Genomic DNA, 25,265 nt, shown 5'->3' with positions numbered 1-25,265 from the left:
AAAGGTGAGTGCCCAATGCCAACTATCGTGGCTCTGGTCAAACACGTGCCGGATACGTGGTCTACCAAGTCTTTGAACGATGACCACACCCTGGATCGCACCTCCGTGGATAACGTCATTGATGAGGCTAATGAGTACTCCGTGGAACAAGCCCTGCGACTGCGCGACAATAACCCCGATGCTGGCTACAAGGTCGTAGCGCTGACGATGGGGCCGGCCCAAGCCGACGAGGCACTGCGTAAGGCTTTGGCCATGGGCGCCGACGATGCCGTGCTCGTCTCTGACGACTCCCTGGCTGGAGCGGACGCGCTATCGACCGCGTGGACCCTCAATGCCGCGCTCAATAAGCTTGACGACGTCCAGCTGATCACCGCCGGTGCCGAGGCTTCCGACGCCTCCACCGGCCTGCTTGCCGGCCTGCTCGCCGAATACCGCCAGCTGCCGGCCCTTACCGGCCTGCACAAGGTAGAGCTAGCTGACGGCACCCTGCAGGGCACCCGCGATGATGCGCGCGGTACCTGGGAACTCGAGGCGCCACTGCCGGCGATCGTTACGGTGAACGATAAGAGCGACAAGCCACGATTCCCCAACTTCAAGGGCCTTATGGCAGCTAAGAAGGCAGAAATCACCACCTTCACCTTGGCTGATCTGGGCATCGAGGCTATTGCGCCGACGACCTCTGTGTCGGCCGCTGAGAAGCGCCCACCGCGCACCGCCGGCGAAGTTATTTCGGAGCCCAACCCGCAGGACGCAGCGAAGAAGATCGTTGACTTCCTGTCCGCAAAGAACTTGATTTAGGAGTAGATATGTCGCACGTTTACGTACTAGTTGAGCACGACGCGGACAACCTCCTTCCCGTTACCGGCGAGCTGATTACGGCCGCGCGGGAATTGGGTACGGTGTCCGCAGTGGTCGTCGGCAAGCAGGCCGATAAGTTCGATGCCGACCTTGCCGCCCTCGGCGCCGCACAGGTAGTTCAGGCAACGGCCGAGGATTATGACCAGCGGTTCCTTACCCCGGAGGTCGATGCCCTGCATGCGCTTGGCGCTGCAAACCCAGCGCCCATCGTGCTGGCCGCAACTCCGGCCAATAATGAGATTGCCGGCCGCCTCGCGGCTCGCCTCGCCTCTGGCGCGCTGGTCAATGTCAATGGCATCGCCGCTGATGGCTCCGCCAAGATGAGTATTTTCGGTGGTTCTTATGAGACCACCTCCACCGCCGCTGGCCAGTGCCCGATCTACACCCTCCGCCCAGGCGCGGTTGAGGCTGCGCCACAGCAAGTGGAGGCGCAGCCGGCGCCGATGCCGTTGCCGGCCGCCACGGGCAAAGACGTCAAGGTAACTTCCTTTACTCCGGCACAGAAGTCCGCACGACCGGAAATTACCGAGGCCAAGGCAGTCGTCGCAGGTGGCCGTGGCGTGGGCGACGAGTTCGGCGCCGTCGTCGAGCCGCTTGCCGACGCCCTCGGAGCCGCAGTCGGCGCCACCCGCGACGCCGTCGATGAAGGCTTTTATGACGCCGCCTATCAGATCGGCCAGACCGGTGTTACCGTCTCGCCCGACCTCTACATCGGCTTGGGCATCTCTGGCGCTATCCAGCACACCTCCGGTATGCAGACTTCCGGCACCATTGTGGTGGTCAACCAAGACCAGGATGAGCCGTTCTTCCAGATCGCTGATCTCGGCGTCGTGGGTGACCTGCATGAAATCGCACCAGCCCTGACCGAGGAACTGAAGGCGCGCCAATAATGCCGCACTACTTCGACTATGCCGCTACCCAGCCGATGCGCCAGAGCGCGATTGACGCGTGGGTGGCGGCGGCCGGCTCCCTCAACTCCGGCGCGCAGTATGGTTCTGGCCGCAAGGCTCGGTCCGTGCTGGATGATGCCCGCGAAAAGGTCGCTTCCCTCCTCGGCTGCGAGCCCATCGAAGTCATTTTCACCTCTTCTGGCACCGAGGCGGACAATATCGCCATTCAGGGCCTCTACGCGGCTGGGCAAACGAACCGCATTGTTTCTACCGATATTGAGCACCCGGCCGTGCGCGATACTGTCTCTAAGCTGGAGAAAACCGGAGCGGCCGTCGATATCCTTCCCGTCGACCGTTCTGGGCACATCGCAGATCTGTCGGTCCTAGACACGCTTGCCGACGTCGCTACCTGCATGTGGGCCAACAACGAAACCGGCGCCATTCAGCCAATCGAAGAGATCGCAGCCCGAGCGAATGCGACAGGCACGCCCGTGCACGTCGACGCGGTCCAAGCCGTGGGCAAAGTCCCCATCAACTTTTCCTCGCTAGGGGTCACCAGCCTCGCCGCCAGTGCCCACAAGTTCGGCGGTCCCCGCGGCATCGGCCTGCTTTTGGCCAAGCGCAGCCCTGCGCCACAGCCGATCGCCTACGGTGGCGGCCAAGAGCGAGGTATTCGCCCAGGCACCGTAGACGTCGCGAGCGCTTCCGGTCTGGCTGCAGCGCTGGAGGAATCAGTCTCCGAAATCACCATCCAAGGCGAGCGAATTGCGGCTCTCCGCAATAAGCTGCGCGACGGAATCCTTGCCACCATCGATGACGCGGTGGTCAATTCCGCTGAGCCGTGCTTGCCTTCCCACCTGCACGTCTCTTTCCCCGGTGCTGACGGCGATAGCCTCATCATGCTGCTGGATTCATTGCAGATCGAGGCCTCTACCGGCAGTGCTTGCAGCGCTGGCGTTAACCGAATGTCCCATGTCCTCGAAGCAATGGGCGTAAGTGAGGCGGAAGGAATCGGTTCCCTGCGCTTTACTCTTGGCCGGCTCACTTCGGACGAGGACGTTGACTACGTCTTGGCTCATCTGCCGGAGGTCATTTCTCGAGCCCGCTCCGTCTAGCTATCATTCCTTTCCTTTGCTGCTGCCCGCCGGGCGGCGATCGCTTGGCCTACTGTTAGCGCCCAGTTCTTGTTCTTGGGCGCTAGCGGTCCTTGGGGCTCATCGTATTCCCAGCGGCCATCGTCAAAGAGCCATACTATGTCCCCAGTATGCGGGTCCATGATGTAGAAGGCGCCACCACCGGTCTTGATGTTGTGGTGATGCTGGCATAACGATGCCAAATTGCTACCCGCAGTTTTCCCTCCCTGTGCATGGTCAATTCGGTGGTCCTTTTGACAGTTTTCTGCGGGGCGATTGCAGCCCGGGAATCGGCACACGCCATCGCGGCCTTCTACGTAGGCGCCAATGAGCGGGGGAGTGACGTAGCTTTCGCTCTCCATTCCTTTGGCACGATCCATGTCTCGCGTCTGGGTGGGGCACAGACTGTCAGCGGTCTCTGGGCTTACCCACCCGAATCCCCGGATAAATGCGGGAGCCGCCTCCTGGTCGTGGGCTCGGTACATGTGAAGAACCACTTTCGTCCGCGACTCTATTTCGCCCAGAATCAACTTGGCTAGCGCTTCAGCTTTGGTGAGATTATGCTCTTCGGCAGCCTTACTGACGTGTTCATCGATAGCTATCATGGTTGCTTCATCGAATTCGACTGCTAGTCCGGCCTTTCCGCCGAAGCTGGGGTAGGTGTAATAGGAGTCGTTCCCTGTGTCAGACCCCGTATCCTCTTTGGGGTTTGGGTCCTCTACAGCGATGAGGCCATTTAGTTTTCGCCGCAAATTCGTATTCGAAGGCAGTACCTGGCCGGGCTTAGTGGGGGTCAGGTAGCTCGCGAGCTCTTGGTCTATCCGCTCGAGTATCTCGGTCGGGATGTCGCCAAGCTTGCTCAGCACGGCGTCGATAGTAATAAGACGAGAGAAATCCAGGAAGTAATAGGTTTCCTGGAGTGCTTTTGTGAGTGGCAGCTCTGCGAGTCGATATAGGGCCATTGTTATGTCTCGCGTGCGCCGCTCGCTTAAGCCCGTCCGGGTAGAAAGTGTGTGGCAGGAGATGTCGAAATCGTCCTCTAGATCTGGCTTGACCTCTCTCCAGAACAGGTAATCTTGCTTTCTGATTTCTGTGGCTTTAACTGCTATGGGATCGTTGGGGTCATTGACTATGTAGTAGGCATCCAAGATTAAATCCCCCGATTAGTAGAACTAGTGTGCGTAGTTTCATGGTGTCCATTTTAAGCCGTGTCCTGCCGCTTCGCAAGAGTTATGGGCAAATATGTGTTCTAAAAGGTTGTATTCCCAGAAGGGGGAAACGGAAGTAAAGAAAAATATCTCAAGTGGTGCGTGTTAAAGATGTGACAGAAGTGAAGGCGTTGCTAAACTCACGCGCATGACTTCAAAGAAGGCACTCCGAAAGAGCATTACTGCGGTAGTCACCGTGGCTGCACTAGCTGTAAGTGGTACCGCCGTTGCCCAGGCGGTGAGCTTTGGTGCACCTAAGGGCATTGACGTGGCGGCGCACCAGCATCCGGGCGGCATGCCCATTGATTGGTCTAAAGTGCGGTCCGACGGACAGTCCTTTGCATTTGTGAAGGCTACCGAAGGCGGGGATTGGGTAAACCCCCACTACGTACAGGATATTCAGGCGGCTAATGCTGCTGGACTCAAGACCGGTGCATACCACTACGCACGTCCGGCGGGCGACGCCAAGACTCAGGCGGCCAACTTCGCCGCGCAGATCGCCCTTGCCCCAGATCAGACATTGCCTCCTGCACTTGATATCGAGGTGGCGGAAGGAAAGTCTGCGGCACAGCTGGAGCAGTGGATTGAAGAATTTACTAGCGAGCTCAAGCGTCTTACCGGCCGCACGCCCATGATTTACACCTACAAGTACTTCTGGATGGGGCAGATGAATAACTCCCAGAAGTTCTCGGATATGCCACTGTGGCTTGCAGCCTATCAGGACCAGGCGCCTGAAGCGGTGGGCGGATGGAAGGAACTTTCCTTCTGGCAGCGTTCTGGTTCTGGCAAGGTAGCAGGCATTTCTACCGACGTCGATATGAACCTGTTTAATGGTTCCAAGCAGCAGCTGCAGTCTTTCAGTGACGGCAATTACGTCGACGTCGGCGGCGCGCTAGAGCAGCTGGTTGTCAGCGATGGTCTTGACTTGAGCTCCGATAGTACGCCGCTCATTGGCGCTATTTTGGCACTGGCAGCGGGGTTGATTGCGATTCCGCAGCTTGCCGACGCCGCCCAAAAGTCCGGCCTCGATCCCCAAGCGGCGGAGGGCCTGGCTGGCTTCGTAAAGACCCTTAAGGACAAGGATGCCCTCCCAGTGGAGGACCTGGGCGATATGGCCAAGGGCAACTTCTCCGTCAGCGACCTAGCTATCCTGCTGGACAATGCCGGTCACGTGAACAACGTTAAGTCAGGCAACGTCTCCGAGTCGGAGGTATCGGAAGCTAAGAATGCCGCCAAGAATGCCGGCGCTGACGTGCCTGATTTCGACGCGGCGCAGGTAGCTACGCTGCTTAATCGCGTGCTGCAGTAGCGCCGGTGAAAAACGCGCGGGTCCAGGCCTCGTCTTTGTAATGGGCGGGCACTGCCCCGCCAAGGAGTGCCTTTGCCAGCTGGGCGGCTTCGACGGAGCCCTCGGCTGGCATTTCTGTATCTGAGGCCACCAGGATGATGTTCCCGTAGCGCCGGCCTTTGAGCATCGGTGGGTCCGCGATGACGGCGAGGTGGTCAAATACCTTATCCAGGCCCGCGAGCTCGCTCTTTGCCAGCTGGAGATCGGAATGGTCTCCGCAGTTGGCTACGTAGAGGCCGCCCGCCGCCAGCGACTGCTTTGCAGCCTGAAAGAATTCCACGGTGGTGAGGTTGGCGGGTGTCTTATCGCCTGCGAAGACATCGCGGATGATGATGTCGCGGCTGGACGGAAGGAACCCCTCGGTTTCTTTGCGTGCTTCGCCGGCGCGGATTTTGACGGTGGGGGAACGGGGGACGTCGAAAAGCGTACGCACCAATTCGCCCAGCTTGGCGTCCAACTCCACCACGGTGTGTCGGCTGCCCGGGAGCCTGCTAGCGAAGTAGCGCGGGAGGGAACATCCCGCGCCGCCTAGGTGGGTGACGCGGAGCTTATTTGAGGGTCGAGTATTGAGGTGCTCAACCGCCGCCGCAATCCAGCGCATGTACTCGAACTCGAGCTCCTCCGGTTCGCCGAGCACAATGTGGCTGCTTGGCACGCCATTAACGTTGAGGATATAGGCACCATCGCGGAACTCATCCGGCACTACCTCGGCCGTGCCGGTAGAAATGTCGTAGGTGCCGGTGATTCCCGGATCGGTGGAAGCTCGCTTTCTGCCCATGTCACACAAGCTTAGGGAATGGATTCGATTTAAACCGCGTTGGGGCTAGGGAGTAGACTTTCGGGCCTGTAGTCAAGGTGAAATGGGGAGCACAATGCGAGTATTGGTTGCCATGTCCGGCGGCGTGGACTCATCGGTTGCCGCCGCCCGTGCAGTAGAAGCCGGCCACGAGGTGATTGGCGTTCACCTCGCGCTGCACAAAGACGCGCAGCAGACCAGGGAAAAGGCCCGCGGTTGCTGTTCGTTGGAGGATTCGGCCGACGCCCGTCGTATCTGCGATAAGCTGGGCATTCCCTTTTATGTGTGGGACTTTTCAGAAGAATTCAAAGAAGAGGTCATTACGGACTTCGTGGATTCCTACGCCCGCGGTGAGACACCCAATCCCTGCCTGCGCTGCAACGAGAAGATTAAGTTCCGAGCGCTGCTGCAAAAGGGCATGGCGCTTGGCTTCGATGCGGTTGCGACGGGCCACTATGCAACCATCGATGAAGACGGCTACATGCGCCGGTCTTTGGACGAAAATAAGGATCAATCTTATGTGCTCGGCGTGATTTCGGCTGAGGAGTTGGAGCACTGCTTTTTCCCCATCGGCGACACCCCCAAACCACAGATCCGCGAGGAAGCCGCAGCACACGGATTTTCCACCGCGAAGAAGCCGGATTCCTATGACATTTGCTTCATTCCCGACGGTAATACGCAGGCGTTTCTGGGTGCACGCATTGGGCTTCGCCCCGGCATGATCGTGGATCAACAGGGCACGGAGCTCAAGGAGCACGATGGTGCGTGGAACTACACCATCGGCCAGCGCAAGGGCCTAGACATCAAGGCGCCGGCTGCCGACGGCCGCCCCCGCTACGTCACCGATATTGATGCTGCTACCGGCACGGTTACCGTCGGCGCCCGCGAGGACTTGGCCGTAACCTCGATTCAGGCCGATCGCCTGAAGTACCTCCACCCAGGCATGGATGGGGATTTCGAGTGCGAGGTTCAGGTGCGCGCACACGGCTCCGTGGTGCCATGTACCGCCCACGTTGACCGCGAGGCGGACGAAATGCACCTCGAACTCAAGGAGCCGCTATCTGGTGTCGCCCGCGGCCAAGCGGCGGTGCTGTACTTGCCTTCGCCGGATAAGCTGGGAGACATCGTTATCGGCTCCGGCACCATCTGTGGAACTAATTAAGCACGCAGTTGGCAATGAGCCGATCTAGCGCTCGGACATCGATATCGGGGCCAATGTTGATTTTGAATTCGCCAGCCCTCGTCCACAGCTGCAGCTCAGCATTGAAGTCAAGGAGCTTTCCCGCGTTTTCCGTGGACCACATGTTAATGGAGGAATAGGGCAGGGAGTACATCTCTACCTTTTGCCTGTAAGGCCTTGAGCGTCGCGGATGATGAGGCGCCTATTGGTAAATACGGCGGCATCACGGACTGTCTTGAAAGCGCAGACGGGATATTCCTGTTCGGCCAAAACAGTGGAAATGTCCTGGGGAATTTCGCACTCGTTGTAGAAGGTCCAGCCGGAGTATTTTTCCACGCCCATAGTAAGGTTCCTTTCCAAGTGATACGTCGCGTATCGGGTAGATAATTCTGAAAAATAATACTAGCGCCGAGGTGAATATGGACGCTTTTGGCTTAGGCCCTATGCCGGGATACTCCATGAGTGAGGCGGCAGACATCGTGATGGGCGAGACGGGTGGTCTCCCGCACCTTCCGCAATTGCCGGACCGCGGGATTCACGCTGGGGCAATTGGGCGAACAGCGGGCTTGTTGGAAGCAGTCTCCATTGACCGCGGACCGCGCTCATGGGTGCTCAGCGATCGGCCGCAGCTCATCTCGCATCGGATAGGCGACCAGATGAGCCGGGATCTGGACGAGATTCAGGAGGTGTGGGGCGAGTCAGTTCCGCGCATCAAGGTCCAAGCGGTAGGCCCGTGGAGTTTGGCGGCCGCTGTGGAGCTAGGAAACGGGCACCGCGCGATTACTGATTCGGGTGCGTTCCGGGACTTGTGTGGTGCTCTATTGGCCGGAATTCAGGAACACAAGGCACAGGTAGCACAGCGCTTTGGGGCAGAAGTGCGGGTCCAGCTGGACGAGCCCCTGCTTGCCCACGTCCTGTCGGGCACCCTTCCAGGCACCACCGACTTCGATACGATTAGGGCTGTTCCCGCGGACCAAGTCAACGCGACACTGGCGGAGTTTTGCGCGGACTACCTCCGGCTTCGCGAGCCACTATGGGAAGTGGGAGCGAAGACGGTACTGCTCGATTTCGCTGGTCTAGCCTCGCCCGAGCATCTCGATGGCTTGGGGCAGTGGATTGATGGTGGCGCTCGCGTTGGTCTCGGCGTGGCAGGGCACGATGCTCGCACGGAAGCTATTTCTATTGCTCAGCACTTCGACCGCATGGGGCTATCACGGGAGCGAATTCCAGGGCAGGTTGATATCTTCCCGTGGCCGGTGGACAAGGCAGCGCACAGCTACTCTTTTGCCGCTGAGGTGGCGGGCATCCTCGTCCGCGACGCCGGCGATCTTTAATCGACGCGCCCGCGGCTATCCGTGGTGGTGAAGTATTCGCCCATATAGGGAATGACGTAGCGTAGCTTGCCATGGGCGGTGGGTTCGATGAGGTCGGCGTCGATAAGCCGCTGGCGGGTGGCCGACAAGGAGCGCACCGTGCGGTCCATGTGGCGCGCGATGTCTGCGATGGTGGCGATGCCATCGACTTCGACTGCGGCCATCGCCTCCAGGAACTCCCGCTGCGCCGGCGGCAGGGCCAGCGTCGCAGGCTGGTGCACCTGCGCGCCCATGATTGATATTGCGTCCGGGGCGATGGAGGCAATTGTCTGCTGGGAAATGCCGCTTTCTTGATTCCGGCGACTGCGCTCCCAAGCCAGCGAGCCCACCAATTGCACGAGGTAGGGGTAGCCGCGGGTGAGCGCGGCGGCGTTCGTAATCGCGTCCTGGCTAAACTCCAGTCCCGACCCCGAGGCTGTATGTTCGAGCGCCTGCTCCGCATTGGCCGGCGATAAGGGACCGAGCACGAATTTCTGGGCCCGGCGCAGGAAGGTGACCCCGGGCAGGTCCAGCAAGTGGTTGACCCCCTGCGGCAGGCCAGCGGCCACCAAGGCGATGTCGATTTCATCGCGCACCAAGTCTTGGTAGGCCACGGCGATGGTGGTGAGCTCTTCGACGTCGGCGTCTTGGACCTCATCGATGGTAAGGAGGATGCCGGTGCCGTTTAGCTCGGCGGATAGCTCGCGTAGGCGGGTATTCAACGTGGGGGTGAAGCGGTCTTCCTTCTGGTGGTCGAAGCCAATCGATCCTACGCCGCCGATGCCGATGCGGCTGACCTTCTTTTTATCGCTGGGCGAGAGCCGCTCGAGAAGCCTCGGAATCGTGGTGTTGACCAGTTCCTCCACCATGGTGGAGCGCCCGGAGGCACGCAGCGTTACCCAACCGCGCGCTTCAGCAATGTCTTCCAACTCGTTGATGAGGACCGTTTTGCCGATGCCCCTAGCGCCGCTTAGCACCATGGAACGGGAGGCATTGCCTGCCGAACCATCGAGGGCGGTGCGGAAACTATCGAGCACGACGCCGCGGCCGACCCAGAACAGGGGAGGGGCGCCGAATGTCGGGCGGAATGGGTTGTCCATGCGGCTAGTGTAACCCGTTTGCCGGAGATTTGGGAGACTTTCGGCTCAATGTGGAGATTTGGGAGACTTTGTAGATTTCTTACTGTGGTTTGTAGGTTTCTTACTGTGGAGAGAGTCTAGGCGCCAAGCGATGGCACCGATGTGCAGGGAGCCAGCGGTAACAATCGCGTACCACCATCCAAAATCTACTGCTCGGTACCACGGCATTGCGATGCCGACAAGAGCAATGATGGCGACCGTGAAGATTGCGTCTATAACCAGCATAGGGGAAGAAACTGGCTTCTTTAGGGTCTTCCATGCAGACCAGAGCTCGAACGCAGTGATAGCGGCAGGGATTAATGTGAGGAGCATTGTGGTTTCCTAAATCCTCTCGAAAAGTGCTTCTGCGAGGTCTTCAGTTCCCGCCGGCGAGTCATTATTTGCGAAGGCTGCGCGATTTTCCTTCGGATCAATGATGAGCATTGTGGAGTAGCCGTAGGTGCCGCCGTTGTGCCAAAAGCTCTTGCCGTCATCATTCTCCTGCCATCCATAGCTAGTGTCGCCATGTTCCATAAACCATGTAGCGAAAGCTGCCATGTCATGAGCGGTGGACCGAATGGCTCCAGCTGCGGCGGAACAGCCTTCCATTTCCCAAGGCTCAGCAGTTCGGCCTGCGGCTGTGAGTCCGCGAGGGGCTTCGTCGGGGACGGAACCTGGTGTCATGAGGTAGGTTTCCTTCATTCCGGCGGGCTTTAGGATTCTCTCGTGGAGTAATTGTTCGTATGGCGTATCGGCAGCCGTTTCTAAGGCGTGGCCGAGCAGCGCGTAGCCCAAGTTGGAATAGGATTCTGTGCCACGATCTGCAAGCTCCGATTCGGTTGCTGAATCGACGATATCTTGTGTGGATACACCTGCGTACGGGTTTGAACCGGTGATGCTAGAGACAGCAGATGAGAAAGTCATGGCTTTTGCCTGTCTGGGTAAGCCCGAGGTGTGATCGAGTAGCTCCCGAACTGTTACGTCGGAGACTGGTGAGTCACCAACCTCGAGGACTTCACCCATCGTGGTGTCGAGGCGAATTTTTCCCTCTTCTACCAGTTGGTGGGCAATTTCTCCGGTGAACATCTTGGTGGCAGAACCGATCTCTACCTCGGTGTGTTCATTGGCGCCGAGTCCGGCGAAGGTGGCCTTTCCCTGATCAAGTGTGAAGGCGGTGAGGTTGTTGAAACCAGCTTCTGAGTGTTCCCGTAGGTGCGTGGAGAGTCCTGGATCTCCGGTTGCGGTATCGGCCATCGAGATTCGCTGGGGTCCAACAATGAGTAAGAAGGTGGCCGATACCACGGTTACGACGGCGGCGAGGGCTAATTTGCGCATTAGTGGGCCTCGCTTGCGGTAATGATGGTCAGGAGGGGCACCACTCGGGCGGGGCGAAGTGCGTATTTTCCGCCTGTTTTGGTGGTCCAGCCCGCGCTAGTGAGGGCGCTGAGGTGGTGATAGGCCGTGCCGGTAGACGTGACGATTTCTTCTTCGGCAAGTTCTGTGGCGCTGGCCGGTGCGGTAAGGAGTCGGCGCAGGATCTCGCCACGAATGGGGTGGGCCAGAGCAGCAAGGCGGTCGAGGTTTTCGGACCAGTCTCCATTGGTTACTGCCCTTGTTGGTCGCTGCCATTGGTAGGTATAAGAGCCCTCGCCGATAGTGAGGTTGCCGCCAAAGATTACGGACCCCTCGGGAAGCTCTTCAGAAGGCTCGAGGGTGTCCGCAAGCCACATGGTGGACTCGCCTGTGGGAGCTTCCGCCTGAGTTGGTGTGGGGTTTTCGAGCTTGGCGACGCGCTCCTCGAGAGCTGAAACTCGGGATTCTAAAGATTCCATAGTTCTAGAATTCCAAAACTCTAGAACTATGGCAATGGGTTTAAGAAATCAGCGGCCACGCCGTCGAGACATCCGAGGCATCGCGGCCCTTGCCTTCTAGGTACTTCTTGAAGGCGACGCGGTCCTCGTACCACTTGACGGCCTGGAACTCCATGAGTTCGTTTTCCTCCATCTGTGCCAGGTTGGGGTAGTGCTGGCGAACCTGCTTCCAGGCCACGCGGGCGGCCGCGAGGGCGTCGGCAGTAGCTTCGTGGGCATTACCCAACTCGACGCCGTAGTGCTCGCACACGGCGCCAAGGGTGCGCTTTCCCTTGCGCCACTTATCGCTGACGCGGTCAATCACGTAGGGGTCGTAGACTGGGCCGGTCACCGTAAAATCGCCGGTGAGGCTGCGCAATACGGTGAGATCAAATGCTGCGTTGTAGACGATCAGCGTCAGGCCATCCTCCCATGCGGCCTTGATGGCTTCGACCGTGTCTTTTAGCACCTCCTCGTGCGGGCGGCCCTCGGCGCGGGCCTTTTCCGTAGTAATTCCATGGACATTGGTTGCTTCCTGCGGAATTTCGATTCCGGGATCGGCTAGGTGCTCAATTTTTTGCACATCGCGGCCGTCAATGCGGACTAGGGCGGAGGTAACAATGCGGGCTTCTTTAGGGTTAGCCGAGGTGGTCTCAAGGTCGAAGGCGAGCATGCGGGAGGCGTCGAAATTCATGATCCATACCTTAGTAGCTAGCCCCGACACGAGGGATAGCTACACTTGGGCAGCGTGACTAATCCAGTTGATCTGCACCGTGAATGGAATGACCTCGCGCAGGAAGTGCGCCGCCACCGCAACCTGTACTACAACGGTGAGCCGGCTATTCCCGACGCCGACTTTGATGCACTTTTCCAGCGCCTACTTGCGCTAGAAGAAGAGCACCCAGAGCTTGCCGTGCCTGATTCGCCCACCCAGCAGGTGGGTGCTGCCCCGAGCGCCGGCGAGGATATTGAGCACCTTGAGCGCATGATGAGCTTGGACAATGTTTTTAGCGCTGGCGAGATGCAGGATTGGCTGGATAGAACACCGGCTAAGACCTATCTCACCGAGCTGAAGATTGATGGCTTGTCTATCGACTTGGTTTATCGCAATGGGCGCTTGACCACCGCTGCTACTCGTGGCGACGGCACGGTGGGCGAGGAGATCACTGCCAATGCCCGCGTAATCGAGGATATTCCGCATGGGTTGACGGGAACTGCTGAATACCCTGTCCCGGAGCTTATCGAGATCCGTGGCGAGGTATATATGCGACCCGAGGATTTCGAGGAGATCAATGAGGACCGCGCGGCTGATGGCAAGGATAAATTTGCCAACCCGCGCAACGCCGCGGCCGGTGGACTTCGCATGAAGGACCCCGCCGAGGTGAAAAAGCGCCGCCTGAAGATGGTGTGCCACGGCTTGGGCGCGCGCGAGGGATTCTCGCCCACCTCACAGCACGATGCCTATAAGGCGATTGCGGCCTGGGGGCTGCCCGTTTCCCCGTATACCAAGCAGGTGCACTCAGCCAAAGAGGTTCAGGACGAGGTGGCGCATTGGGCAGAACACCGCCACGACGCCATCTTTGAAATGGATGGTCTCGTGGTCAAGGTGGATGATTTGGCGTCGCAGCGAGCGCTGGGTGCGACTTCCCGCGCACCGCGCTGGGCCATTGCCTACAAGTATCCGCCGGAGGAAGTGACCACGAAGCTCAAAAACATTGAGGTGGGTGTTGGTCGCACCGGGCGAGTAACCCCGTACGCAGTGATGGAGCCAGTCTTCGTTTCTGGATCTACGGTGGAGATGGCTACCCTGCACAACCAATCCGAGGTCAAGCGCAAGGGCGTGCTCATTGGGGATACCGTCATTATCCGCAAGGCGGGCGAAATTATTCCGGAGGTCCTTGGGCCGGTGCGCGAGCAGCGCGATGGTAGCGAGTACGAGTGGACCTTCCCGGAGAACTGTCCCGCATGCGGTACGAAATTGGCCCCGCAGAAGGACGGTGACGCGGATTGGCGTTGTCCCAATACGCAGTCCTGTCCGGCGCAGCTCTCGGCACGATTGGAGTATCTGGCCTCCCGCAAGGCGTTGGATATTGAGGCTTTGGGCGAGAAAGGTGCGATGGATCTGATCGACAACGGCATTCTCGTTGATGAGTCGGAGCTTTTTGAGCTCACCGCGGAAAAGCTATTGGCCTCAGATGTCTATACCGCAAAGAAGGACACCAAAGACAAGCGCTCTAAGAAGGAGGGCAACGTCAAGGTCAATACGGCAGGCCAGAACTTGCTAAACAACCTGGAGGAGGTAAAGGGGCGCGACTTCTGGCGCGTCTTGGTCTCGCTGTCCATACGTCATGTAGGCCCGATTGCGGCTCGGGCGCTTGCCTCCCGCTATGGATCCATGGACAAGCTGCGCGCTGCGAAGACGGAGGAGCTTGCAGAGGTCGATGGCGTCGGCATGACCATCGCGCAATCCTTCCACGATTGGTTCGAGGTGGATTGGCACCGCACGATTGTGGACAAATGGGCTGCTGCGGGCGTGGCCATGGAGGTAGCGGCCGAGGACCACAAAGAGCAGACCCTCGAGGGCTTGACCATTGTGGTTACCGGCAGCTTGGAGAACTTCACTAGGGATTCCGCGAAAGAGGCTATTGTCTCTCGCGGCGGCAAGGCCACCGGTTCGGTGTCGAAGAAAACCTCGTATCTAGTAGCAGGTGCAAACGCCGGATCGAAGGAGGATAAAGCTCGCGAGCTAGACATCCCGATCCTCAACGAGGCGCAATTCCAGCAACTACTAGAGACCGGCGAAGCCTAGTTTGCAGTGGCTATTTGAGGAAGCTGCCCAAGATAGTGCCGATGTGGCCCAGGTGCTCGACCTCGGAGGCGAGGTAGTCAGGGCCGCCGGTTCGACCCATGGCGATGACTAATCCGGTATCGCCGAGTGGGGCGGCGGCGAGTGCGGAGTCAAGCAGCGACCAGCTTTCGGGCACCCACTCGTCGCGTTCGGGGCTGAGGACGCGGGCGCTTTCCACCTCAATGTCGTGGGGAACGGTGCCGTCATCTTCCGGCGCCGCATTGGAGGAGGCCAAGCGGCGGATGGGCTCGTTATTGTCAATGACGATGCACCAGGTGGATGTGAGTGCCTTCGGGATCGCCGCGACAACCTCTTCCATGGCCGCAGTGACATTGGTGGCGTTAGCTACACGCGCGAGCAGCTCGATCTGGCCGCGGCGGTCTACTCGGCCGCTAAACGGGCGGATGGAATCAATTTCCACGCCGTCCACGGAGGAGGCGGCGGTGATGAGGACATCGGCCATTGTGCCTTGGGGCAGCTCAATGACGATGTCGTCCATAACGGTGCCATCGGGGAAGTTTTCTACGATGTCGACCGATTGGATATTGCCGTCGACGAGTCCAAAGGCGTCGGCAAGCTGGCCCAGGCTGCCAGGGGCATCGGGGAGCAGTACACGGATCAAAAAGGACATGGTCTCGCACGCTTTCGGTAGTTTGTAGTCCCAAACATGATACGTGCGTCACAATGCGGGCTTCAAGCAACGCAAATTTGGGGTGACGCGGCAGCCGTCGCGTTAGGTGCAGTACCATGGGTCGTTAGCAATTCACATAGTACATGCATCGTGTGAATATTTTTCACCCGCATGTCGATTATGCAGATAAAGGATGGAGTTCGCGTGTCTGAGATTTCGCGTGATGAGGTAGCCCACCTCGCCAAGCTTTCCCGCCTGGCCCTCAGTGAGGAAGAGCTAGCCCAGTTTGCAACGCAGATTGATGAAATTGTTGATTCCGTTTCCGCGGTAGGAAACGTGGATACTGAGGGTGTGGAGCCGATGAGCCACCCGCACTCCGTGGACGCCCCGATGCGCGAGGACGTTATTGTGCGCACCCTTACTGCAGAACAGGCCTTGGACCAGGCGCCGGCCGTAGAAGATGAGCGCTTTGTCGTGCCACAGATTTTGGGAGGAGAATAAATGTCTAACCTGACCGTTCCCGCGGAGGGCTTGACCTCCCTGACTGCCGCCGAGCTGGCGGAAAAGATTCATTCCCGCGAAATTACCTCCCGCGAGGTTACCCAGGCCTTCCTGGATCGCATCGCAGAGACCAATGAGGAGCTTAACTCCTTCCTGCACGTGGGTGCGGAAGAAGCCCTCGCGGCTGCCGACGCCGTGGATAAGGCCTTCGATGCTGGCGAAGAGCCTGCTTCTGGTCTGGCTGGCGTGCCACTGGCGCTGAAGGACTTGCTCGTTACCACCGATGCGCCGACCACCGCGGCGTCCAAGATGCTGGAGGGCTACGTTTCTCCGTATGACGCCACTGTGACCAAGCGTCTGCGCGAGGCCGGGATTCCCATCCTGGGCAAGACCAACCTGGATGAGTTTGCCATGGGTTCTTCCAATGAGAACTCTGCCTTTGGTCCAGCGCATAACCCTTATGACACCGAGCGCACCCCGGGCGGCTCGGGCGGCGGTACCGCAGCTGCACTCGCCTCCGGCCAGGCACCGCTCGGCATTGGTACCGATACCGGCGGCTCCATCCGCCAGCCAGCCGCGCTGACCAATACTGTGGGTGTTAAGCCAACCTACGGCACCGTGTCCCGCTATGGCCTCATTGCTGCTGCATCTTCGCTGGATCAGGCCGGCCCCTGTGGCCGCACGGTCCTAGATACCGCGCTGTTGCACGAGGTCATCGCCGGCCACGATGCCTTCGATGCGACCTCCGTGGATAAGCCGGTAGCACCGGTTGTCGCCGCCGCCCGCGAAGGTGCCAAGGGAGACCTGTCCGGTGTAAAGGTCGGCCTCATTAAGCAGTTTGAGCGCGATGGCTGGCAGGAAGGCGTGATGGAGAATTACCACGCCGCCGTCGATCAGCTGCGCGAGCAGGGTGCCGAAATTGTTGAGGTTGATTGCCCGCACTTCGATGACGCCCTGGCGGCGTACTACCTGATCATGCCGTGTGAGGTCTCGTCTAACCTGGCACGTTTCGATGGCATGCGCTACGGCCTGCGTGCCGGCGATGACGGCTCCCACTCCGCGGAGCAGGTCATGTCCCAGTCTCGTGCGGAGGGCTTTGGCCCCGAGGTAAAGCGTCGCATCATGCTGGGCACCTATGCGCTGTCCGTGGGCTACTACGACGCCTACTACCTGCAGGCGCAGCGCGTGCGTACCCTCATTGCGCAGGACTTTGCCCGTGCCTTCGAGCAGGTTGACGTACTCGTTTCCCCGACCACCCCGACTACCGCCTTCAAGCTGGGGGAGAAGGCCGAGGATCCGATGGCAATGTACAACTTTGACCTGTGCACCCTGCCGCTGAACCTGGCCGGCCTGTGCGGCATGTCTGTGCCGTCCGGTATGGCGAGCGATACCAACCTGCCCACCGGCCTGCAGATCATGGCTCCGGCCTTTGCGGATAATCGCCTGTACAAGGTGGGCGCTGCCTATGAGGCTGGCCGCGATAAGTAAATCGCCGCCTGTGGAGTCCCTGACGATTCCATAAAGGTTTCTTTACCCCCGTTGAAGTTATATTCGGCGGGGGTAAATTATTGGGTATGCATTTCAAAAAGACCGCACTGTTTTCGCTGTCCGCCGCTGTGCTGATGGGCGCTGGAGCTGCCAACGCTGCGCAGGTTCCCGACATCGATCCGGGGTTTAGCATGACCGCGCCGACCCAGTCTGATCTGATTTCTCCGCTCCCGGAGGGCGCAGAGAAGCTGGAGCCTCACATTGAAGGACAGACCATCACCGGCGACCTCCACTCCGTTAAGGAAGACGGCAAGCTGAGCGTCTCCTTTGCTAAGGACCGTACCCTGGCGGTCAATGATGGCTGCAATACCTACACCACTACCTACGAGGTGGCCAAGGATGGCACCATCAGCGTGGGCGAGTTCAATTCCACCCGCGCGGCCTGCGATGAGCATACGCAGGAGCTTTCCGACGCCCTCCGTGGCCTCCTCGAGTCCAACCCCTCCTTCTATAACCTCCCCGGCGGCACCGTTGCCTTGGGTAGCGATAATGCTGCGGTTGAGTTCACGGTGGCCAAGTAGAAACTAGCGCCGCGCAAGAGAAATGCGCACCATGTCTAGGGACGTGGTGCGCATTTGTGTGGGTGGAGACTATTTGGCGTCGGAAAGCGCATAAGCCGCGCCCGCCGAGGCTGCAGTGACGCTGAGTACCGCCGGCCACGCACCGATCTTCTTGGCCAGTGGGTGGGAGGCGCCGAATGCGCCCACGTAGAGTGCGCACAGGCCGGCGGTGGTAGCCGGGGTGGTTTTCTTGGCCCAAGAGCGACCCGCCCATACACCGGCAGCGGCGAGGATTACGCCGCCTAGCGGGCGAATGCCGGTCTCGCGGGCGGTGACCCAGCCACCGATGAGGCCGAGGGTGACAGTAGTCGCGGTAGAAACGTCTTGGGGCTTTTTAATATCGATCATGGACATGCAGCCAGTCTAGGTCGACATTTCTCGGACCGCTAGACTCTAAGGCCATGACTGTGGAGACGCATCTGCCGCCCGAGCGCCAAGCATGGCGCGCCATGTTTGCATTGTCCCTCGGATTCTTTGTATCCCTGCTGGACCAATCCATGGTGGCGGTGGCGCTGCCTGACCTGCAACGCGAGCTCAACGCAGGCGTAAACCACACCATGTGGGTATCCGCGGCCTATTTGTTGGCTGTGGTGGTGCCGCTGCTCTTTGCCGGCCGCTTGGGCGATGTTTTAGGCCAGCGCCGGATGTTCTGTTTGGGTGTGGGCATTTTCGGACTCGGTGCGGTGGCGTGTGCCGTGGCGCCCACAGTGGAAGTGCTCATTGCGGCGCGTGCCGTGCAAGGCGTGGGTGCGTCCCTCCAGATGCCACAGACCATGTCCGTTATCAATCGCATCTTTGCGCGCGAGCGCCGTGGGCGCGCACTGGGTGTGTGGGGCGTCATTGGCTCGGTAGCTGCACTTGCCGGTCCACTCGCCGGTGGCTTTCTGGTCGGGCACTTTGGGTGGCAGGCCGCCTTTTGGGTACACGTTCCCTTCGTGGTGCTAGCCATTGTCTTCGCGCTGCTGTGGGTGCCTGAGCTGCCCACGACCGCGCAGTCTATCGATGCGCCCTCGGCCATCGTGTCGCTCATCGCCTTGGCGGCAATCGTCTTTGGTATTCAGCAGGGCCCGGTGCTTGGCTGGGGATGGACCATTTGGCTGATCCTGCTCGCCGGAGTTGTCGCTAGCGTCTGGTTTATTCGATTGCAGGCAACTGCCCAGGCCCGCGGGTCGAGTCCGCTGGTGCCGCTGGCGCTATTTAGTGACCGCAATTACCTGGCGGGCTCGGTAGGAATCATTGCAATGGGGTTCATGGCGGCCGCAGTGATGCTGCCCATCATGTTGTGGCTGCAGACCATGCAGGGAGTGCCTGCGGGCGAAGCCGGCATCATCGTGGCTCCTATGGCGCTGGTGTCTCTCCTGATATCTCCGCTCGCTGGCATCATGGCGGATTATGTTAACCCGCGGATCCTGGGGGTGCTGGGATTTTCCATCCTGATACTTTCGCTCCTTGCGGCATGGTGGGTCATGCAGGTCGACGCCCTTCCGTGGGTCCTCGGTCTGCCCATTGCCGGGCTCGGCGTGGGACAGTCCTTCATTTGGGGTTCCAACGCAGCTACCACCTTGCGCGATATCTCGCCGGAGCTTATGGGCGCTGCCTCCGGTGTGTATAACACCTCCCGCCAGGTGGGTTCCGTGGTGGGAGTTGCCCTGGTATCCGCAGTTATGCAAACGGGTAACCCAGAGGCGGCAATTATTAATTCGCTGCTCGTCATCGTGGCTGCGCTGGTGGTGGGCCTGGTTTCTGCCCTAGGTTTTAGGGACACTCTGCAGGCCTAAAAATCGCGCGCTAGATTGGTAGATATGCGTCTAGGTGTTTTAACGTCCGGCGGCGATTGCCCCGGCCTCAATGCTGTAATCCGTGCGGTAGTGCGTACCGCGTCCAATGAATTTGGAGATACCGTTGTAGGTTATGAAGACGGCTGGGTCGGTCTGATGGAAGACCGCCGCCGCGATCTTTATGACGATGCGGAAATCGACCGTATTTTGTTGCGCGGCGGCACCATCCTGGGTACCGGCCGCCTGCATCCGGATAAGTTCAAGGCCGGCCTTGACCAGATTAAGTCCAACATGGCGGATGCCGGGGTGGATGCCCTTGTCGCCATCGGTGGTGAAGGTACCCTCAAGGGCGCAAAGTGGCTTTCTGATAACGGCGTGCCAGTAGTGGGCGTGCCGAAGACCATTGATAATGACGTTAACGCCACCGACTACACCTTTGGTTTCGATACCGCCGTTTCTGTGGCCACCGATGCTATCGACCGTCTGCACACCACCGCAGAGTCCCATAACCGCATCCTGATCGTGGAGGTTATGGGCCGCCACGTGGGATGGATTGCCCTGCACGCGGGCATGGCCGGCGGCGCGCACTACACCGTGGTACCGGAAGAGCCCTTTGATATCGCGGAGATTACGAAGGCGATGGAACGCCGCTTCCAGATGGGCGAGAAGTACGGCATTATCTGCGTGGCAGAAGGCGCCCTCCCGAAGGAGGGGACTATGGACTTCGAGGCCGGCGGCGTCGATCAGTTTGGGCACCAGACTTTCAACGGCATCGGCCAGGTAATCGGCGATGAAATCAAGGCACGCACCGGGTATGACGTGCGTACGACCGTGCTGGGGCATATCCAGCGCGGCGGCACGCCGACGGCCTATGACCGCGTGCTTGCTACTCGCTACGGCGTGCACGCAGCGCGCGCCATCCACGAAGGCAAGTCTGGCATGTGTGTTGCCCTCCATGGTGAGGATATTGACCTCGTCCCGTTGGAAGATGCCGTGGGTACGCTGAAGACGGTACCGGAATCGCGTTATCGCAACGCCCAGGCGCTCTTTGGCTAGAGGCATACTGCGTTCCGAATATTAAGATAGCGCTCCCACTGGGTGGGAGCGTATTCTTTTGCCCATGAGTATCGATAGCATGACAGATAATCGGGTGGAGGCGCCCGCTGCGCCCTCCTCAGCGCAAGACCGTCAAGCGCTCATTGCAGCGCTAGGCTTTCCCGTGCTCGTGATTATCGGTGGCGTGGTGGGATACCTCGCGCCAGAGACCGCAGCTTCCTTCGCCCCGCAAGTCACCCCACTGCTGGGTATTGTCATGTTCGGCATGGGCCTAACCCTCAAGCCGGTAGATTTTGCCTTGGTGGTTCGCCGTCCGCTGCCCGTTCTCATCGGAGTAGTAGCGCAGTTTGTCATAATGCCGCTGGTGGCGCTGTTGGTGGTCGCTGTGATGGATCTTCCTGATGCTGTAGCGGCCGGCGTTATCTTGGTGGGCTGCGCGCCCGGCGGCACGAGTTCCAACGTGGTGTCTTACCTTGCGCGCGGTGATGTGGCTTTGTCGGTGACCATGACGTCCATTTCCACCCTGTTGGCGCCGGTCCTCACGCCGTTGCTGACACTGTGGCTGTCAGGGGAGTACATGCCGGTCTCCGCCTCGGCCATGGCGTGGTCCATTGTGAAGGTCGTGCTCATTCCGGTTATCGCCGGCATTCTCATCGGCATGCTGGTTCCCCGAGTGGTGATAAAGATTAACGCGGCATTGCCGTGGATCTCGGTTGCGGCCATTTCAGCCATTGTGTGCATTGTGGTTGGCGGAGCGCACGACACCATCGCTACCGCAGGCGTACTCGTCTTCGCCGCAGTGGTAATCCACAACGGCTGCGGCTACGGCTTGGGCTACCTGGCCGGAATGCTGACCAAGCAGCCGATCGCCGCGCGGCGCACCATGGCCGTCGAGGTGGGCATGCAAAACTCCGGCTTGGCTACCTCCCTGGCATCGACCTATATGAACCCATTGGCCGCCCTGCCAGGTGCCGTCTTTTCGGTGTGGCACAACCTCTCTGGTGCGGTGCTGGCAGCCATCTGCCGCTATTCGGATTCCCGGAAGTAGGACCGGGAAACCCGCTAAAAATTAATCGTGACCGCAGGATAGGATTCGTCTACAAACCAGGGTTCTTTCTGCACGGTCAGTGGGGGCTGGCCTTGCTCGAAAGAGAGGGTGTCGCCGTCTTTGACGGTGGCGCCTTGCAGAACATGGTCTGTGATATTGGCCAGCTTGTAATAGAGATCGGTGGGATCCATGGATTCGGTCGCTGCCTGGACTTCAGGGTGTCCGGCTTGGACCAGCCCAACGGTATAACCCAAGATCTTGTTTTCTTTTTGGGTAAGCCACACTGGGGCGATGTGCATTGGGGCAAGGTTGTCCCGAACGGCCTCGAGGAAAGTATTCGGCGCGATAGAAACGTTGCCGCGCGGGTTATGCACTATCAGGCAGTCGGGGTGCTCGGCTACTACCGCGGTGGCCTTGGAGAGCAGCTCAAGGTGATCGCGGCGGGCTTCGCGGAATTGCTTCGCGCGATCATCTTCGGTCTCGCCGGGAAGCACGGACACGAGGATTTGTGCGGTGGCGGAATCGAGGCCGCGAGCATCCGCGCTCAAAATGGGGTGGAGGCCATAGCTTTCGCGGGTGGGAGGGGTATCGACGGCTTGGTAGTGCAATAGGAAGGACTCATCAAGCTCGACCATGATGCTTCCGGGATTTTTGCCCGGCGTGATATCTCCCAGGCGATCGCCAAAAGTGGTGGTCAGGCGCTCGCTTACCTCTTCAGGGGTAGGGGCAGTGCGGAAGACTGCGATGTTGATCAATGGGGCATCGATAAGCGCGGCATCAACGCTATGTGGTGTAGTCATAATATTCAGCTTAGGGGCGTGAGCGCGCGGGCGCATGGACGTATTAAGATGGCACGCATGACTGCTGCGATGTATGACCTGATGGACTTCGATGAGGTCCTAGAAAAGTTCGAACCGGTAATGGGCATGGAAGTCCACGTAGAGCTGGATACGGAAACCAAGATGTTTTCTACCTCTCCTACGAACTTCAACGCAGCGCCTAATTCCAACGTTGACCCGGTCTCCCTGGGCCTGCCCGGTGCGCTGCCGGTAGTTAACTCCAAGGGCGTGGAGGGCGCCATCAAGATTGGCCTGGCGCTTAATTGCTCCATTGCGGAGTCCTCTCGCTTTGCCCGCAAGAATTACTTTTACCCGGACCAGCCGAAGAACTACCAGATTTCCCAGTACGACGAGCCGATTGCCTATGACGGCTACCTGGACGTTGTGCTGGAAGACGGCACCGAGTGGCGCGTGGAAATCGAGCGTGCCCACATGGAGGAAGACACCGGCAAGCTGACCCACCTCGGTGGTGCGGACGGCCGTATTCACGGCGCCACGGCATCCCTGGTGGATTGCAACCGTGCGGGCATTCCTCTCATTGAGATCGTTACCAAGCCGATCATTGGCGCCGGTGAGCGCGCGCCGGAGGTGGCTAAGGCCTACGTTTCCGCGCTGCGTGAGCTCGTTGCAGCCTTGGGCGTTTCCGACGCCCGCATGGATCAAGGCTCCATGCGTGTGGACTCCAACCTGTCCCTGCGCCCGGTGGGCCAGGAAGAGTTTGGTACCCGTACCGAGACCAAGAACATTAACTCCCTGCGTTCCGTGGAGCAGGCGGTTCGCTTCGAAATGCAGCGCCAGGCGCAGGTGCTCGAAGATGGCGGCACCATTGATCAGGAAACCCGTCACTATCAAGAGACCGATGGCACCACTTCGAAGGGTCGTCCGAAGGAAACCGCGGAGGATTACCGTTACTTCAATGATCCGGACCTGCCGCCGGTCATCGCCCCGCGCGAGTGGGTAGAAGAGCTGCGCCAGACCCTTCCGGAACTGCCATGGGTTCGCCGTGCGCGCATCCAGGAAGAGTGGGGCATCAAGGATGAGGAGATGCGCGACTTGGTCAACGCCGGCGCCCTCGACCTCATCGTGGATACCGTTGAAGCCGGTGCGAAGCCGGACGAGGCACGCTCCTGGTGGGTTTCCTACCTGGCCGGCAAGGCCAACGAGCAGGAGACCGATCTTGCTGGTCTGTCCATTACCCCGCAGCACGTGGCGCGCGTTATCGCGCTCGTCAACGAGGGCAAGCTGACCACCAAGCTCGCACGCAAGGCCGTCGACGGTGTGTTGGCGGGCGAGGGTGACGTCGACGAGGTCGTCGAAAAGCGCGGCTTGGAGGTCGTGCGCGATGATGGCGCCATCGAGAAGGCCGTGGATGACGCGCTGGCCGCCAACCCGGACATCGTGGAAAAGTACCGTGCCGGCAATAAGAAGGTCACCGGTGCCATCGTGGGTGCGGTCATGAAGGCCACCCAGGGCAAGGCCGATCCGGGCCAGGTCAATAAGCTCATCGCAGAGAAGCTGAACTAAGACCCCCACATAGCCAGCCGCGTTTTCCTCCTCAACGAGAGGGGCGTGGCTGGCTTTTTGGTTTTCCTTCCCCGTTAGAGTTGGTGATTATTTTCGTTAGGCGAGGTCAGTGGGGTTACGCGTAGGGTCGTGGGCATGACAATTAAGAGCAAAGTATTGCAAAAGGAAAGCCCTGAAGCACCATTCAAGGTCGTAGAAATTGAGCGCCGCGATCCGCGCGAAGACGACGTGGTCATTGATATCAAGGCTGCAGGCATCTGCCACTCCGATATTCACACGATCCGCAACGAATGGGGCCAGGCCCACTTCCCGCTGACGGTGGGCCACGAGATTGCCGGCGTCGTGGAAGCCGTGGGCGATAAGGTCACGAAATTTAAAGTCGGCGACCGCGTTGGCGTTGGCTGCCTGGTCAACTCCTGTGGTGAGTGCGAACAGTGTCGCAACGGCCAGGAGCAGAACTGCCTGAATGGCAATGTGGGCACCTATAACTCCGAAGATGTAGACGGCACCATTACCCAAGGCGGCTACGCCCAGAAGGTAGTCGTCAACGAAAACTTTGTGTGCACCATCCCGGAGGGCATTGACTTTGATGTCGCAGCCCCGCTGCTGTGCGCCGGAATCACTACCTATTCACCGCTGGCTCGCTGGCAGGTCAAGGAAGGCGACAAGGTTGCCGTAGTAGGCCTGGGCGGCTTGGGCCACATGGGTGTGCAGATCGCGGCGGCCAAGGGTGCGGATGTAACCGTGATTTCCCGCTCCCTGCGCAAGGAAAAGGAAGCCTACGAGCTGGGTGCTAAGCATATTCTGGCCACAGGTGAGGACGAAGACTTCTTTGATAACCACCGTGGTGAATTCGACCTCATCTTGTCCACCATTTCTGCCCAGTACTCCCTCAATGACTACCTGCAGCTGCTGAAGCCGCGCGGCATCATGTCCGTTGTCGGACTTCCACCGGAAGAGCTGGGAGTACACATGAGCAGCCTTGTCGGCGGCGGCAAGGTGCTAACCGGTAATAACATCGGCGGCATTGCAGAGACCCAGGAAATGCTGGATTTCTGCGCCGAGCACGGCATCGGCGCCGTTATTGAAAAGATCGGCGTCAACGATGTTGATGACGCCTATGAGCGCGTGGTGGAAGGCGATGTAAAGTTCCGCTTCGTGATTGATACCGCGACCTTTGACGACTAAAGCGTTAGGTT

At 59.4% G+C, this 25,265-nt stretch carries 24 protein-coding genes and 1 pseudogene; 15 read left to right on the top strand and 10 right to left on the bottom strand.

Annotated features, from left to right (window positions below):
* Positions 1 to 15 precede the first annotated feature (15 nt).
* Genes MHX61_RS00620 through MHX61_RS00610 form a run of 3 tightly spaced genes read left to right on the top strand, consistent with a single transcriptional unit; the run spans position 16 to position 2,863 of the window.
* Complete coding sequence (locus MHX61_RS00620) at positions 16 to 798, top strand: electron transfer flavoprotein subunit beta/FixA family protein (protein WP_239191467.1); 783 nt, start codon at positions 16 to 18, stop codon at positions 796 to 798.
* An 8-nt stretch (positions 799 to 806) separates the two neighbouring features.
* Positions 807 to 1,748: an electron transfer flavoprotein subunit alpha/FixB family protein gene (locus tag MHX61_RS00615; protein ID WP_005323364.1), complete on the top strand. Its 942-nt coding sequence runs from the start codon at positions 807 to 809 to the stop codon at positions 1,746 to 1,748.
* Positions 1,748 to 2,863: a cysteine desulfurase family protein gene (locus MHX61_RS00610; RefSeq protein ID WP_239191465.1), complete on the top strand. Its 1,116-nt coding sequence runs from the start codon at positions 1,748 to 1,750 to the stop codon at positions 2,861 to 2,863. Before MHX61_RS00615 ends, MHX61_RS00610 begins: the two co-directional genes overlap by 1 nt.
* On the opposite strand, the gene MHX61_RS00605 is transcribed toward MHX61_RS00610, so the two are convergent.
* On the bottom strand, positions 2,860 to 4,029 hold the full coding sequence (locus tag MHX61_RS00605; protein ID WP_239191463.1) for an HNH endonuclease signature motif containing protein: 1,170 nt from the start codon (positions 4,027 to 4,029) through the stop codon (positions 2,860 to 2,862). The genes MHX61_RS00610 and MHX61_RS00605 overlap by 4 nt on opposite strands.
* A gap of 208 nt (positions 4,030 to 4,237) precedes the next feature.
* Between MHX61_RS00605 and MHX61_RS00600 the strand changes: the two genes are divergently transcribed.
* On the top strand, positions 4,238 to 5,398 hold the full coding sequence (locus tag MHX61_RS00600) for a glycoside hydrolase family 25 protein (protein ID WP_239191461.1): 1,161 nt from the start codon (positions 4,238 to 4,240) through the stop codon (positions 5,396 to 5,398).
* On the opposite strand, the gene MHX61_RS00595 is transcribed toward MHX61_RS00600, so the two are convergent.
* Positions 5,379 to 6,215: a spermidine synthase gene (locus MHX61_RS00595; RefSeq protein ID WP_239191459.1), complete on the bottom strand. Its 837-nt coding sequence runs from the start codon at positions 6,213 to 6,215 to the stop codon at positions 5,379 to 5,381. The genes MHX61_RS00600 and MHX61_RS00595 overlap by 20 nt on opposite strands.
* Positions 6,216 to 6,309: 94 nt before the next feature.
* On the opposite strand from MHX61_RS00595, the gene mnmA reads away from it, so the two are divergent.
* Positions 6,310 to 7,395, top strand: coding sequence for a tRNA 2-thiouridine(34) synthase MnmA (gene mnmA / locus MHX61_RS00590; protein ID WP_204609373.1), 1,086 nt, complete (start codon positions 6,310 to 6,312; stop codon positions 7,393 to 7,395).
* Here mnmA and MHX61_RS00585 read toward each other — a convergent pair.
* Positions 7,388 to 7,755: pseudogene (locus MHX61_RS00585) on the bottom strand (PH domain-containing protein). The gene mnmA and the pseudogene MHX61_RS00585 sit on opposite strands and share 8 nt — an antisense overlap.
* Before the next feature lie 77 nt (positions 7,756 to 7,832).
* On the opposite strand from MHX61_RS00585, the gene MHX61_RS00580 reads away from it, so the two are divergent.
* Positions 7,833 to 8,747 (top strand): methionine synthase, encoded by a 915-nt coding sequence (locus MHX61_RS00580; protein WP_204609371.1) that lies wholly within the window; start codon positions 7,833 to 7,835, stop codon positions 8,745 to 8,747.
* Here MHX61_RS00580 and MHX61_RS00575 read toward each other — a convergent pair.
* The 4 genes from MHX61_RS00575 to MHX61_RS00560 form a co-directional block, all read right to left on the bottom strand.
* On the bottom strand, positions 8,744 to 9,865 hold the full coding sequence (locus tag MHX61_RS00575; protein WP_239191457.1) for an ATP-binding protein: 1,122 nt from the start codon (positions 9,863 to 9,865) through the stop codon (positions 8,744 to 8,746). The two genes, MHX61_RS00580 and MHX61_RS00575, sit on opposite strands and share 4 nt — an antisense overlap.
* A 360-nt stretch (positions 9,866 to 10,225) precedes the next feature.
* Positions 10,226 to 11,218 (bottom strand): serine hydrolase, encoded by a 993-nt coding sequence (locus MHX61_RS00570; protein WP_239191455.1) that lies wholly within the window; start codon positions 11,216 to 11,218, stop codon positions 10,226 to 10,228.
* Positions 11,218 to 11,715, bottom strand: a complete 498-nt coding sequence (locus tag MHX61_RS00565) for a helix-turn-helix transcriptional regulator (RefSeq protein WP_204609364.1) — start codon at positions 11,713 to 11,715, stop codon at positions 11,218 to 11,220. The genes MHX61_RS00570 and MHX61_RS00565 overlap by 1 nt, the downstream gene beginning before the upstream one ends.
* Positions 11,716 to 11,755: 40 nt before the next feature.
* Positions 11,756 to 12,427 (bottom strand): 3'-5' exonuclease, encoded by a 672-nt coding sequence (locus tag MHX61_RS00560; protein WP_204609362.1) that lies wholly within the window; start codon positions 12,425 to 12,427, stop codon positions 11,756 to 11,758.
* A 45-nt stretch (positions 12,428 to 12,472) separates the two neighbouring features.
* Here MHX61_RS00560 and ligA point away from each other — a divergent pair, with 45 nt between their 5' ends.
* A complete protein-coding gene (gene ligA / locus MHX61_RS00555) occupies positions 12,473 to 14,542 on the top strand; it encodes an NAD-dependent DNA ligase LigA (protein WP_255717422.1) in 2,070 nt (689 codons plus the stop codon).
* 10 nt (positions 14,543 to 14,552) lie between these two features.
* Here ligA and MHX61_RS00550 read toward each other — a convergent pair whose 3' ends face one another.
* Positions 14,553 to 15,212: an amino acid-binding ACT domain protein gene (locus tag MHX61_RS00550; protein WP_204609358.1), complete on the bottom strand. Its 660-nt coding sequence runs from the start codon at positions 15,210 to 15,212 to the stop codon at positions 14,553 to 14,555.
* A 204-nt stretch (positions 15,213 to 15,416) separates the two neighbouring features.
* On the opposite strand from MHX61_RS00550, the gene gatC reads away from it, so the two are divergent.
* The 3 genes from gatC (at position 15,417) to MHX61_RS00535 (ending at position 17,782) form a co-directional block, all read left to right on the top strand.
* On the top strand, positions 15,417 to 15,713 hold the full coding sequence (gene gatC, locus MHX61_RS00545) for an Asp-tRNA(Asn)/Glu-tRNA(Gln) amidotransferase subunit GatC (RefSeq protein ID WP_005327681.1): 297 nt from the start codon (positions 15,417 to 15,419) through the stop codon (positions 15,711 to 15,713).
* Positions 15,714 to 17,201 (top strand): Asp-tRNA(Asn)/Glu-tRNA(Gln) amidotransferase subunit GatA, encoded by a 1,488-nt coding sequence (gatA, locus tag MHX61_RS00540; RefSeq protein ID WP_239191451.1) that lies wholly within the window; start codon positions 15,714 to 15,716, stop codon positions 17,199 to 17,201.
* Between the two features lie 86 nt (positions 17,202 to 17,287).
* Complete coding sequence (locus MHX61_RS00535; protein ID WP_239191450.1) at positions 17,288 to 17,782, top strand: META domain-containing protein; 495 nt, start codon at positions 17,288 to 17,290, stop codon at positions 17,780 to 17,782.
* Positions 17,783 to 17,851: 69 nt separating this feature from the next.
* Here the strand turns inward: MHX61_RS00535 and MHX61_RS00530 are convergent, their stop codons facing one another.
* Positions 17,852 to 18,175, bottom strand: coding sequence for a hypothetical protein (locus MHX61_RS00530; RefSeq protein WP_005323344.1), 324 nt, complete (start codon positions 18,173 to 18,175; stop codon positions 17,852 to 17,854).
* 47 nt (positions 18,176 to 18,222) lie between these two features.
* Between MHX61_RS00530 and MHX61_RS00525 the strand changes: the two genes are divergently transcribed.
* The 3 genes from MHX61_RS00525 to MHX61_RS00515 all read left to right on the top strand — a co-directional run bounded on the left by MHX61_RS00525 (position 18,223) and on the right by MHX61_RS00515 (position 21,703).
* On the top strand, positions 18,223 to 19,599 hold the full coding sequence (locus MHX61_RS00525; protein ID WP_204609350.1) for an MFS transporter: 1,377 nt from the start codon (positions 18,223 to 18,225) through the stop codon (positions 19,597 to 19,599).
* A 24-nt stretch (positions 19,600 to 19,623) separates the two neighbouring features.
* On the top strand, positions 19,624 to 20,655 hold the full coding sequence (locus tag MHX61_RS00520; RefSeq protein WP_005327686.1) for an ATP-dependent 6-phosphofructokinase: 1,032 nt from the start codon (positions 19,624 to 19,626) through the stop codon (positions 20,653 to 20,655).
* A 79-nt stretch (positions 20,656 to 20,734) separates the two neighbouring features.
* On the top strand, positions 20,735 to 21,703 hold the full coding sequence (locus MHX61_RS00515; RefSeq protein WP_370658395.1) for a bile acid:sodium symporter family protein: 969 nt from the start codon (positions 20,735 to 20,737) through the stop codon (positions 21,701 to 21,703).
* Positions 21,704 to 21,717: 14 nt separating this feature from the next.
* Here the strand turns inward: MHX61_RS00515 and MHX61_RS00510 are convergent, their stop codons facing one another.
* On the bottom strand, positions 21,718 to 22,503 hold the full coding sequence (locus MHX61_RS00510; RefSeq protein ID WP_239191445.1) for a DUF4261 domain-containing protein: 786 nt from the start codon (positions 22,501 to 22,503) through the stop codon (positions 21,718 to 21,720).
* A gap of 57 nt (positions 22,504 to 22,560) precedes the next feature.
* Between MHX61_RS00510 and gatB the strand changes: the two genes are divergently transcribed.
* Together gatB and MHX61_RS00500 are read left to right on the top strand one after the other, a co-directional pair.
* Entirely contained in the window at positions 22,561 to 24,066 is a 1,506-nt protein-coding gene (gene gatB / locus MHX61_RS00505) for an Asp-tRNA(Asn)/Glu-tRNA(Gln) amidotransferase subunit GatB (RefSeq protein WP_040425024.1), read from the top strand.
* A 135-nt stretch (positions 24,067 to 24,201) separates the two neighbouring features.
* Positions 24,202 to 25,254 carry an NAD(P)-dependent alcohol dehydrogenase gene (locus tag MHX61_RS00500; RefSeq protein ID WP_204609344.1) on the top strand — a complete coding sequence of 351 codons (1,053 nt, stop codon included), beginning with the start codon at positions 24,202 to 24,204 and terminating at the stop codon, positions 25,252 to 25,254.
* Positions 25,255 to 25,265: the final 11 nt, after the last annotated feature.

The sequence above is a fragment of the Corynebacterium sp. ACRPF genome (assembly GCF_022347395.1).
GTDB lineage: Bacteria > Actinomycetota > Actinomycetes > Mycobacteriales > Mycobacteriaceae > Corynebacterium > Corynebacterium tuberculostearicum_D.
The sequence above is the reverse complement of the archived record's forward strand: the minus strand, read 5'-3'. Positions and strand labels throughout refer to the sequence as shown.